General features: G+C 34.8%; 12 protein-coding genes. 2 read left to right on the forward strand and 10 right to left on the reverse strand.

The genetic code is table 11. From position 1 onward, the window contains the following. Positions 1 to 55: 55 nt before the first annotated feature. From CHB58_RS01685 to uvrC, 3 genes are read right to left on the reverse strand one after another with little or no spacing between them, the layout of a single operon-like run. The gene (locus CHB58_RS01685) at positions 56 to 1,114 is read right to left on the reverse strand and encodes a tetratricopeptide repeat protein (protein WP_089322375.1); all 1,059 of its coding nucleotides are present in this window, start codon (positions 1,112 to 1,114) and stop codon (positions 56 to 58) included. Continuing rightward, complete coding sequence (locus CHB58_RS01690) at positions 1,107 to 1,607, reverse strand: HIT family protein (protein ID WP_089322376.1); 501 nt, start codon at positions 1,605 to 1,607, stop codon at positions 1,107 to 1,109. Before CHB58_RS01690 ends, CHB58_RS01685 begins: the two co-directional genes overlap by 8 nt. 9 nt (positions 1,608 to 1,616) lie before the next feature. Beyond that, complete coding sequence (gene uvrC, locus CHB58_RS01695; RefSeq protein ID WP_089322377.1) at positions 1,617 to 3,395, reverse strand: excinuclease ABC subunit UvrC; 1,779 nt, start codon at positions 3,393 to 3,395, stop codon at positions 1,617 to 1,619. A 47-nt stretch (positions 3,396 to 3,442) separates the two neighbouring features. Here uvrC and dapE point away from each other — a divergent pair, with 47 nt between their 5' ends. After that, positions 3,443 to 4,513, forward strand: a complete 1,071-nt coding sequence (gene dapE, locus CHB58_RS01700) for a succinyl-diaminopimelate desuccinylase (protein ID WP_089322378.1) — start codon at positions 3,443 to 3,445, stop codon at positions 4,511 to 4,513. A 74-nt stretch (positions 4,514 to 4,587) separates the two neighbouring features. On the opposite strand, the gene CHB58_RS01705 is transcribed toward dapE, so the two are convergent. From CHB58_RS01705 to CHB58_RS01735, 7 genes are all read right to left on the reverse strand, one after another. Next, positions 4,588 to 4,947, reverse strand: a complete 360-nt coding sequence (locus CHB58_RS01705) for a YlbF/YmcA family competence regulator (RefSeq protein WP_089322379.1) — start codon at positions 4,945 to 4,947, stop codon at positions 4,588 to 4,590. Positions 4,948 to 5,035: 88 nt separating this feature from the next. Beyond that, positions 5,036 to 5,779: an amino acid ABC transporter ATP-binding protein gene (locus tag CHB58_RS01710; RefSeq protein ID WP_089322380.1), complete on the reverse strand. Its 744-nt coding sequence runs from the start codon at positions 5,777 to 5,779 to the stop codon at positions 5,036 to 5,038. Then, entirely contained in the window at positions 5,772 to 6,572 is an 801-nt protein-coding gene (locus CHB58_RS01715) for an amino acid ABC transporter permease (RefSeq protein WP_089322381.1), read from the reverse strand. Before CHB58_RS01715 ends, CHB58_RS01710 begins: the two co-directional genes overlap by 8 nt. After that, positions 6,550 to 7,257 carry an amino acid ABC transporter permease gene (locus tag CHB58_RS01720; protein ID WP_089322382.1) on the reverse strand — a complete coding sequence of 236 codons (708 nt, stop codon included), beginning with the start codon at positions 7,255 to 7,257 and terminating at the stop codon, positions 6,550 to 6,552. Before CHB58_RS01720 ends, CHB58_RS01715 begins: the two co-directional genes overlap by 23 nt. An 11-nt stretch (positions 7,258 to 7,268) precedes the next feature. After that, positions 7,269 to 8,069: a transporter substrate-binding domain-containing protein gene (locus tag CHB58_RS01725; protein ID WP_089322383.1), complete on the reverse strand. Its 801-nt coding sequence runs from the start codon at positions 8,067 to 8,069 to the stop codon at positions 7,269 to 7,271. Between the two features lie 163 nt (positions 8,070 to 8,232). Continuing rightward, on the reverse strand, positions 8,233 to 9,384 hold the full coding sequence (locus CHB58_RS01730) for a PorV/PorQ family protein (protein ID WP_089322384.1): 1,152 nt from the start codon (positions 9,382 to 9,384) through the stop codon (positions 8,233 to 8,235). 22 nt (positions 9,385 to 9,406) lie between these two features. Continuing rightward, positions 9,407 to 10,615: an outer membrane protein assembly factor BamD gene (locus CHB58_RS01735; protein WP_089322385.1), complete on the reverse strand. Its 1,209-nt coding sequence runs from the start codon at positions 10,613 to 10,615 to the stop codon at positions 9,407 to 9,409. A gap of 205 nt (positions 10,616 to 10,820) precedes the next feature. Between CHB58_RS01735 and CHB58_RS01740 the strand changes: the two genes are divergently transcribed. After that, positions 10,821 to 12,089, forward strand: a complete 1,269-nt coding sequence (locus CHB58_RS01740; protein WP_180706391.1) for an HlyD family secretion protein — start codon at positions 10,821 to 10,823, stop codon at positions 12,087 to 12,089. Positions 12,090 to 12,093 lie beyond the last annotated feature (4 nt).

Here is a 12,093-nt window from a genome sequence, read left to right on the forward strand (position 1 = left end):
AAAAAACACACGACTCTTTAAAATCTGCCCCAACTTCACAATAAAACTTTTAAACCTACTCAATATCAAGTTTCAAGCTCTCCCAGGTTTTACATTTTGGACAGCACCATTCAAACGAATTTGTCTTATAGCCACAAGCTTCACAAACGTACCTTTTACGTTCTTTTTTTAACCTTTCAAGTGAAGAAAGTATAACATCAACTGCCTGTTTTCTCTTTCCCAAATTCCACATTAATCTTAACTGCAACTCTTTAACTTCAGCTTTTAATGGAAACTTTTCTGCAACTTTATTTATAATTTCCAGAGCTTCTTCTTCCCTGCCTTCAACTTCAAGAAGCTTTGCATACTCAACAGATAAAGAGTAAACAAGACCAACCCTTTTTATCAGAACCTCAAGCTCTTCAATATTAAAATTCCTGTACTTTTTAAGAAGTTTCAAAAAAGAGTCAGCATGTTTTTCAGAAAGCCTTATTCCTATCTCAAGGTTTTTCATCGCCCGTTCATCATCACCAATGGCAAAATATATACGAGCAAGAGTGTAATAAAAAAAGGGAACAAGAAAAATATCATTAAGCGTCTTAACAACTACAAAAGCTTTATCTATTTCTTCATTATCAATTAATCGGTTTATAAAAAACAGTTTTGTATAAAACAGTTCTTCCTGAAACTCTCCATTAAGTCCCTGGGCTATTTCAAGATTTTTAACAGCTTCCTCCCAATTATCATAAAGTTGATTGACTCTGGCAAGTTCATAGTAGAAATACCCTTCTGCAGGAAACTTTTCAATTCCCTCCTTTAAAACCGCTTCTGCCCTGTCCACAAAACCTGCAACTCTATAGGTTATAGCAAGATTAAGCATTACAAGTTTTTCATCATCATCCTCCAGAGATTCTTTTAAAAGATTTTCAAGCAGTTTTATACATTTATGAAACTCCCCTTTTTCTCTTAAAAGAATGGCAAGAGTAATATACGCATTAAACGGCTTTTCAATATCAATTTCCGGTAGCTCTTTTAAAGAATTAATGCGATTTATAGAAAGATTTTTAAGGAAATCCTCTATTTTCCTATTTACATTTCTACCTTTTCCAAAAAACCTTCCCAAAAAATTAGCCATTTTCACTCCATACTTTTTTCAAAATGTCATAAGTATCCTCAAGGGATTGAGGAATAACTTTAACTCCACCTATTACCGGCATAAAATTTGTATCTCCACTCCATCTTGGAACTACATGGTAATGAATATGAGTATCAACGCTCCCTCCAGAAACCTTCCCAAGATTGAGACCAATATTGAATCCATCAGGATTATACGCTCTTCTTATAACTTTTATCGCTTTTTTTAAAAGCTCATCTATCTCAAGCATCTCTTCTGGAAGTAAAGATTCGAAATCACCGGTATGTCTTACAGGACAGACCATCAAATGTGCTGTATTGTAAGGAAACCTGTTAAGTATTACAAGCGCCTTTTCTCCTCTGTGAAGAAGAAGATTACTTCTATCATTTTCTGACACATCATTAAAAGCATCACAAATAAAACACTTTTCACTTTTAGATTTTGTCACTTTTTGAACATAGGACAATCTCCACGGTGCCCATAGAAGCTCCATATTCTCCTCCTACTCTCTATAAACTTCTCTAACTCTCTCAATAACTTTTACAGCAACTTTTTCAGGTATGCCTATATTCTTAAGCTCGTCTATAGTTACATGAAGAAGTTCTTTAACATCAGGATAAAACTTCTCAAGTATCCTTCTTCTTTTTATACCAAGCCCTTTAATACCGTCAAATATACTCTTCTTTAATATTTTGGTTCTTAAATTTCTATTATACGTGATTGCAAACCTATGAGCTTCATCCCGCAAAGAGGTGAAAAATCTGTAAAGAGAAGGAAACTTCTTCGTTTCCACAACTTCTCCATCGTCAGTATAAACTATCTCCTCTCTTTTAGCTATAGAAAAAATTCTAAACTTTAAACCGTAAGCATCTCTTATTTTAATAGCCACATTAAGCTGACCAACACCGCCATCAATAAGAACAAGAGAAGGAACCTTTATTTTTCCATCTACAATACTTTTAAATCTACGAGAAAGAACCTCCTCCATAGAAGCGTAATCATTAACACCTTCTACTCTTTTTATTTTATAACGTCTGTACTCATCTTTTCTGAACAACCCTCTTTCCCAGACGATACAGGATGCAACAGTTGCCTCACCCTGCAGTGTAGAAATATCAAACACCTCAATTCTATCAGGAAATGAATCAAGAAAAACAGCTTCATAATCTTTAGAAAGAGAGGAAATATCAACTGAAATAGCCCGACTTCTGTATTTTTTCCTATTGCTTAACACAATACTTAACATTCTCTCAGGAATCTCTAAAGGTGAAACAGTTAAAGAACTATCAACAATTGAGAAATTTGTAAAAACAGTATCTGATAACGCACCTTTTTCAAAATAATGTTTAATCCATATAGTTCCGATAACATCTTTATCAACTTTAGAGTTTAAAAGTTCTTTCAAAACACCTGTTTCCCACGGTTCAAAAGGATCAAAAAGAAACTCCTCTTTTCCTGTGATTACACCATGCCTGACAATAAAATGAATACCATCAAATACTCCACCCCTTTCCTCAAGATAGAAAATATCACAATCTTTATACTCATCCATAAAAACAGCATATTTCTCATAGAGATTTTTAATTGCTATAAACTGATCTCTGAGAAATGCAGCTCTCTCAAACTCCTGTCTGAGAGCAAGTTCCTCTATCTGTTCATAAAGAGTATTAAGATACTGCTTAACATTTCCTTCAAGAAAAGAAAGTGCACCCTTTACCTGTTCCATATAATCACTTTTTGAAACAAATTTAGAACACGGAGCACTACACCTTTCTATATGGTATTGAATACACGGCTTATTTCTTTCTTTAAGCTCTTTACACTTGCGTATCCTGAATATCTTGTGAATAAGTTCAGCCATTAATCTTGCATTTTTAGGAGGAATAAAAGGACCAAAAAGTTTCCCTTTTAAATTTCCTTCCGTTTTCCTGACAATCCTAACAGTAGGATAATCTTCTTCAGTAAGGAGAAGATAGGGATAAGTTTTGTCGTCTTTCATAAGAACATTAAACTTTGGAAAATGCTTCTTTATAAGCTCTGCTTCAAGCGCAAGTGCTTCTCTCTCATTTCTAACAAGAATAAAGTCAAACCCAACGGCTGCTTGAACTATCCTGTAACTTTTATCAGACGGATCAGTAGCTCTCAAATGGGAAGTTAATCTTTTTCTTAAAGATTTCGCCTTCCCAACATAAATCACATCTCCTGTACTTCCATAAAACAGATATACACCTGGAGCATCTGGCACTGTTTTAATTTTTTCTTCAAGCTCTTTAAATCCCATAGGATTAAAGATAGAATAATCCTAAAATTAAAACAAGAGGAGCAGCAATGGAAGTAGTAGAAATTCTAAAAAAACTTATAGAGATACCATCTGTGTATGGAAACGAAAAGGAGATAGCAGATTTCTGCGAGGAATTTATGAAAGATAAAAACCCATCTCTTACCGTAAACCGCACAGGTAATACTCTCTTAGCATATAAAAAGTTAAATGAAGGAAAGCCAACAATTGCTCTTGTAGGCCATCTTGATACTGTCCCTGGAATAAATGAATTTACGAACAAAATCATTGACGGGAAACTTCACGGACTTGGTGCAAGTGATATGAAGGGGGGAGATGCAGTTATCTTAAAAATAGCTGGAGATTACGCATTAAAAGAATCTCCTTACAACCTGATTTTCCTGCTTTATGAAAAAGAGGAAGGTCCCTACCTTGAAAGTGGGTTGATACCACTTTTTGAGAAATTTAAAGATATATTAAAGAAAATAAACCTTGCTATAATCCTTGAACCAACAGACAACACTGTTCAAGTTGGGTGTTTAGGCGTTATTCACTGCGGAATGGTATTTAAAGGAAAAAGAGCACATTCAGCCCGCCCATGGCAGGGGGAAAACGCAATTCACAAAGGATGGAAATTGTTAAAACTTTTGTCGGAGAAAAAGCCGAAAAAATATACCTTCTTTGGACTTGATTATTATGAAGTTATCAACGCAACAATGGTTGAATTTACAGGAGGAAGAAACATAATTCCAGACTCATTTACTATAAATATAAACTACCGCTTTGCACCTTCAAAAACGGTAGAAGAAGCACAAAGAGAGCTTGAAAATCTTGGAAAAGAAGTTGGAGTTGAAAAGTTTGAGTGGAGAGATCTATCTCCATCGGGGAAGGTCTGCCTTGACAATCCTATACTTTCCCGATTTATAGAAAAATACAATCTTAAAGTTGAACCAAAGCAGGCGTGGACAGATGTGGCAAGATTCTCACAGTGGAACATAGATGCTGTAAACTTTGGACCGGGACAGCCATCACAGGCTCATCAGAAAAACGAATATATAGAGCTAAAAAAACTTAAAGAAAACTATAAAATCCTCTCAAATTTTTTGTTCCCAACTAAGTAAAGCGGGATATTTATTTGTATTTAAAGAAAAACTGAGTTGGCATAAAAAAAGCCCCTTTTCGGGGCTTTTAACTATTAAACGCCACATCCTCCACCGCAGCTTCCACAATCACCGTGATGCTTTGGACCTTCAATCGCTTCCTGAAGCATTTTATTTACAGTTTCAAGCATAGCTCCAAACTGCTGATTCGCTTCAAGGAACGCTTTAGCTTTCTCATTCTCAGCAAATTTCTTATAAGCTTCTTCAAGCTGCTGCATCACTTCAGGAGTTCCTGACATCTGTGCCATCTGCTGAAGTCTCTGAAACTCATTGTAAAGTTCCATAGCTTCAGAATCTGATAGAAGCTCCTGTTCTGCTGCTCTGAGATTTTTCAATTCTTCAGAGTTTGCAATAGCCTGTGCAAGTTCTGCTGCTCTTTTGATTACTTCAGACATACTTCCTCCAGAAAATTTATATGCTGGGTATAAATCTATACCCCTATTGGAAAATTACCAACAAATAAATATGTTAAGTTTTAAGAATTTACATAATTTTTGATAAAAATTCTTTAATACGAGGGTTGTTTGTTTTACCGAAAAACGTTTCAACATCTGTATTTTCAACAATTCTGCCCCTGTCCATAAAAATAATCCTGTCAGCCACTTCTCTGGCAAATCCCATCTCATGAGTAACACATAGAATCGTAATATCTTCCTTTGCAAGACCTTTCATAACATCAAGAACTTCAGTAACCATTTCAGGATCAAGGGCAGATGTAGGTTCATCAAAAAGCATAACTTCTGGCTTCATTGCAAGAACTCTTGCTATAGCAACCCTCTGTTTCTGTCCTCCTGAAAGTTCACTGGGATACTTGTGAAGTTGGTCGCCAAGTTTTACTCTTTCAAGAGTCTCAATAGCAATTTTCTCTGCCTCTCTCTTATCTTTCTTCTGAACTTTAACAAGAGGAAGCATTACATTTTCAAGAACAGTCATATGAGGAAAAAGATTAAAATGCTGGAATACCATACCTATCTTTTTTCTCAATTCTATAGGTTTAATCTCCCTTATATCTTTACCGTGAAACAGAATTTTCCCTTCATTTATCTCCTCAAGTCTGTTTATACACCTTATCAACGTTGATTTTCCACTTCCGCTGGGACCGCATATAACTATAATTTCAGACTTATTAACATCAAAACAGATATCATCAAGAACTTTAAAGTCACCAAAGTATTTTGTCACATGGTCAAAAACGATAATTTTTTCTCCAGTTTTCTCTTTACTCACTTAACTGTTTCCTCCATTTGTATTCAAGATGCCTTGCAAACTTACTAACAGAAAAAGCTATTACAAAATATACTATAGCAACAAGTGTAAAAATTTCCATACTTAAAAACAGCCTGTTGTTTAAAATCGTAGCAGCACGGAAAAACTCTATAACACCTATTATATAAGCAAGAGAAGTATCTTTAAAGAGTGCTATATACTGAGACAGAAGAGCAGGAAGCATTCTTTTAATAACAAGGGGCATGATAATATAAGCATAAATCTGAAATTTATTAAAACCAAGACTTACTGCCGCCTCTTTTATACCTTTTGAAATAGAGTTTAATCCACTTCTTATAATTTCAGCGACATATGCTGAAGTAAATATTGAAAAAGCTATCAGAGCAGCAATAACAGGTTGAACAGAAATATCTTTTCCTGTAATTCCCCTTACAAAAATCGGAATGGCAAAATAGACCCAGAAAATAACCATTATAAGAGGCGTTGCTCTTATAACTTCAACATATAAAATGGCAGGTATTTTAAAAATTTTTGAATTTCTCATCACAGCAATAAGCGCACCAAGAAATAAACTTACAGGAACAACTATAACTGTCATTATTATTGTAAGGGCAAGCCCTCCTATTTCTCCAGGCATCCCAAAAAGTAAAAACCTTATATTATCTTTTGTTAAAAGTGGCTCAAAATTAAGATGTTTCAAGTAGAAAAAGAAAAGAACTACTGCTAAAGTTAATGAAACAAAATGAATAACCTTCTCTCTATCGCTTTTTTTATGCAAATACACGTCTGCCATTCTTTGACACCCACCTGTTTACTAAATTCATGATAAAAGAAGTTGTTAATGTTAGCACAATATAAAGAATTGTAACTATTGTAGCTGCCTCAAAACCTCTAAAAGTTTCAGCATCTATCTGCTGTGTTACAAATGTTAACTCTGCAACACCTATTGTCATTGCAAGAGAAGAGTTTTTTATAAGATTAAGATACTGATTTGTAAGAGCAGGAATTATAACAAGAAACAGTTCCGGAATTATTACATAACGGATTATCTGAAGTCTTGTAAGACCAAGACTCATAGCAGCTTCTATCTGAGAATAAGGTATGGCATTAAGTCCTGACCTTACAACTTCAGAAATATAAGCAGATGTGTAAAGAACAAGGGCTATAAGAGCCGAAAAAAATGCGTTTGGATCATCTACATTAAGAACTTTAGCTAAGTCCTTTAAAACAGGAAAAACATCCACAATATTAAAGGAAAAATAGATAAAAAATATTTGCACTATAAGGGGAATATTCCTGAAAAGCTCTACATAATAGTATCCAAAAACTCTGAGAAAATCATTTCTTGAATTTCTAAAAAAACCTATTACAAATCCCCATACAGTAGATAAAGCTATCCCGATAAGGGATAGCTTTATAGTAGTTAAAAAACCCTGAATTATAAGCTGTTTGTATTCAACCAGAAGATCAACTATCATTTAAAACCCCGTTACTTAGGCCATACTTCAGGCAATCTTGTTGGTTCTTTTCCAAACCACTTCTTGTAGATTTTTGCATAAGTTCCATCAAGCACAGCATCCTGAATTGCAAAGTTAACAGCATCTCTAAAATCACTGTCGTTTTCCCTAACACCCATACCGTAAGGTTCATAGGTAAACGGTTCACCTATAACTTTTAACTTTCCATGAGAATCTTTTGCCTGAGTAGCACACCAGGTATAGTCTGTAGTAATAGCATCAACTTTCCCTTTCATAAGAGCCATAAGGGCCTGTGGGTATTCCTGGAAATAAACAATTTTTGCTTTTGGCTGAACTTTTTTAAAGTTTGGACCGCTTGTTGCACCCTGAATAGCAGCAACCCTTTTGCCAGCAAAGTCTTTATAGCTTTTAGCTTTACAGTCACTTCTTGCTAAAATAGCCTGACCATCAAAGTAGTAACTTATTGTAAAGTCAATAGGAAGATCCCTTTTTCTTTTGTGAGTCATAGAAGCAGCAACAAGATCAACGCTTCCACTTTCAAGCATCGGTATTCTTGTCTTTGATGTAACCTGAACAAGTTTCACTTTTGTCCCCAACTTCTTGGCTATATACTTAACAAGGTCAATGTCAAATCCTACAACTTCTCCCTTTTCATTTACAAAACCAAACGGCTTAAAGTCATACTTTACACCTACAATCATGTAACCCCTTTGCTTAATCTTATCAAGGGTTCCAGCTTTTGCTGAAGAAAATCCTATAATCGTCACAAGAAGCACCATCAACATAGCCCAAAAACCTTTCAACCTCTTCATCCTTTACCTCCTAAAAATTATTTTATTCTTTAGATTTTAATATTTTTAGTGGAGTAAATGCAAATACAGATCACAATATATTAAAGTATTGGCAATTTGTTAAAAGATATTAGCTTAAGAAATATTAGCTTTAAGAAGGGAGGAATTTTCCTCCCCTGAAAAGCTACCACTCTATAGAAACAGAACCTGTGTATCTTCTATCTTCATCCTGTCCTGCATAAGCACCAACTTCCTCAGCATAAGTGGCAAACTGAAGGGCAAATACGCCTAAACGGAAATCAACACCAAAAGTTGGATACCCCTGATAAAGACCTGTAGCAACAGCAAAGGTTGTAAATTTGTTGTCCCATATATTTACCTTTGCACCTGCACGAATCCTTTTACCCCAGTCATCATCAACACCGTTATTCTTTGTAACATCAACAATATCAAGAGCAATAACAGGATATTTAAAGAATCCTTTAAAACCTTCAAACTCAGGTTTTAAAGCTACACCAAGATTTACGCTCATAGGAATAGTTCCAGCATCCCCAAGCTCTAAATCACCAACATTAAGAATAGAAAGACCAAATTGAGGATTTAAAAAGTTTCCTTCAAAAGGAGCATATTCAAACCCAACGTCAAACCCAACTCCAGAGCCTGTAAAAAGGTAGTTATCGTTAACATAATCTGTAAAATTATCACTATTTTCCAAAATCTCTGTAGTGGTAAAGTTATGATCAACTGACTCAGCATAAAAATATTTAATTCCGATACCCGCTTTCAGCTTTCCATCAAGAAAGTTTCTTGAATAACCTCCGATCACCCCCCCATAAGCTCTCTGATGAACCTCTATCAATCCATCAGTCCCAGCACCTGTATGAGTGGAAAAATTAAACTGAGCACTGCCAACAACTGTAAAACCAAAACCTGAATTTTCTGTACTTTTTGCTATTCCAAGAAATAAGGTCTGAGCATCAAGATGAAAATTCTCGCCAAGATACTTCAAGATAAGATCATTCAGGGCTTTTGTTTGTTCAGTTTCATTATCAATATCAAGAACATCAGTAAAATCATTTACAAAATCAAACGTTTTTTCTGAAGTTGTAATACCAAGTTTAAGCAAAGTTACCTCAAACCCGGCTTCTTCCCTTACATCTGACAATCCTGCAGGATTGTAAAACAAAGAATTTACACTTCCACCAACGGCAGTATAAGCTCCTCCCATCGCCATTATAGAAGGATCCTTGTATATATAAGGATACTCAAAGTTTGCTGCTGTTGCCGGAAGAGTTGTTATTATAAGCAGAGTTAATGCTCCCATTATTTTCTTCATAATCTCCCTCCTTCCAGTTTAATTACTTAGTCAAATAATCAGCAAGCAGATCCTGAACAAGTGTTTCATTATCACTTTTTATTTTTACATCCGTTGCACTATCTAAAGTATCGTTTGTACAATCATTCCATGTAACACCATCAAAAGAACATAGACATGCTGAAGGATTCGGTTCGCATATATCTCTTTTTATATCTGTAAGGCTCTCCTCTACATCTTCGTTATCATCAGAAATAACAGAAGCCATGGTTTCCGTTCCATTGTTTATAAGTTCAACGATACTACTAATAACTGTTTCAGTATCGTTTTCGGTTACAATAGGACAGGGATAACATCTGGCAGTTTCATTTAGAGCATCACAGGTAGTTCCATTATCTGCATCACAATATCCATCTGTAAGCACCACTGTCTTAGTGTCAGAAGAAAGAATTTCAAGAACTTTGTAATCAGTAGCATTATCAGAACATGTACCATTTGCATTTATGGTAAGCTTTATTACTTCAAATTTTTTATTTGGATAGCCAAAAGTAAAGTTCCCCTCAGGAACTACAGAGTCACATGACGTTACATTTCCAGTAGCAGCATACTCAAGTGCTCCTGCACTAAACTCAACACTATCTGGTACATTATTTTGATTTGCATCAAGATCACAGGTTAAACTCTCTGTGTCATTTCCACCTGCCCATATTTCAATAACCTGCTGAACATTCTCCTCTACACCAACAGACTGGAAAAGAAGAGAAAAAGAAGTAGCTGCTTTTGCAAAATCTGCTATACCTTTAAAAAAGCAAACATCTTTTTCAAAATAATCAAGAGAGGTTGAATTACAGTCAATATTACCCAGTGCATTAGAGTAATATTTCCTCGCTTCTTCAAGGTCTTTAAGATCATCTCCAGGATTTTCACCTGCAACTTTTGATAAGAAAGTTGCCATTGGATCATCAGAATCGGTACTATCAAGAAGATCAGATAGTAAACTTGGAATATCATAGCCCGCTTTACCTAAATAGGCAGCTCCGAGATTTATATTTCTCTTCTCATCTGAAAATGCAGTTTTACATATCCCATTTAACAGAGCTATTGCTTTATCATAGTCCTGTTTATCAAGGGCTTTTGTTACCTCATATTTACAGGCTTCAGGAGATTCAGAATCACTTATACTTTCAAAACTGTTACACCCTGCAGATATCAACAGAACAGCAGGTAACGAAAACAGTAAAAGTTTTCTCATAGATTACCTCCCCATATATTTTATTTAAATATTATATCATTTTAGTTTTAAAAGATATTTAGATTTTCGGCTATAAAACAACCTTAAAATAACTTTCCCACATACTTAGGATAAAAAACTCTAAAAATCTATTGGCAAACTCTCAAAATTTTCCTATACTTATTATGAATCGTGATTCATAATTCTTGAAATGAGGAGAAAAGAGATGAACGGGAAGAAATGGTTTTCTATAGCAGGCATAATAGCAATTATAGCTGCAACAGCGTGGCTTATACACTACTTTTACTTAAGACACCTTTATGTTATTTCAGAAGATGCATTTCAGAAAGCTGATATTATTTCCATCTCAACTCAGGATACTTCAGGAAAAATAACAAAACTATACGTAAAGGAATTTTCAAAAGTAAAGAAAGGAGAACCTCTTTTTCAAATAGATAGTTCCCTCTATCAAAAACAGGTTGAAGCACTTGATAAGAAGATTGAAGCACTTAACTATAAAAAGTTATCTCTTGAAAATAAACTTTCAAAAATGGAAAAACAACTTCCAGAACAGATAAAGATGGTAATAGATAAGCTTAAGGGTGAAAAGCAGAAATTGTCAATGTTGAAAAATAAAGAAAATTTATACATTTCTGAGTATCAAACTTCTGTTTCAAAAGCCAAAAGCGCTGTAGATGCAGCAGAAAAAGGAGTGGAAGCTGCAAAAACAGATCTTAACAGATGGAAAAACCAGTATGAAAGATTCAAAAAGCTTTATGAAAAAGAAATAATTTCAAAACAGCAGTATGAACAGATAGAATCAGCTTTTAAAGCAGCTCAGTTTAAATATCAAAAAGCACTGGCAGAACTAACAGTGGCAAAGGAAAATTTAAAAAGTGCTTTATCTCTTAAAAACCGGATTGAAATTGTGAAGAAAGAAAGGAAAGCACTTGAATCAAAAATAGCTGCTACAGAAAAAGAAGTAAAAATAGCCAGAGCAAATCTTAAATCCATAAAAGAACTTAAAAACTCCATAAATGCTCTTGAAAAAGAGATAGAAGCAAATAAAGCACAACTTGAAAAAGCAAAAATCCTTTTATCTCATACAGCGGTAAAATCACCTGTTGATGGAGTAGTTGCAAAGAAGTGGAGGGAAAAAGGAGAGTTCATAACTCCAGGGCTTCCTGTTTACTCACTTTATAACCCTGAAAGCTTTTATGTTCTTGCATGGATAGAAGAGGATAAAGTCAAAGAATTTAAAACAGGCAGCAGAGTTAAAGCGGAACTTGAAGTATGCGGAGAAACTTTTGATGGGAAAGTATCTTCTATCGGAACTGCTGCTGGCTCAACCTTTGCACTTATTCCAAGGGATACCTCTCAGGGAGAGTTTACAAAAGTAACTCAGAGAATTCCTGTAAAAATAAAACTTAAAGATGTCCCCATAAACTGTATAAAACCAGGCACAAGCGTAACAGTATATATTCATAAGGATTAAGCCA

The sequence above is a fragment of the Desulfurobacterium atlanticum genome (assembly GCF_900188395.1).
In the GTDB taxonomy this organism is placed as follows: Bacteria; Aquificota; Aquificia; order Desulfurobacteriales; family Desulfurobacteriaceae; genus Desulfurobacterium_A; species Desulfurobacterium_A atlanticum.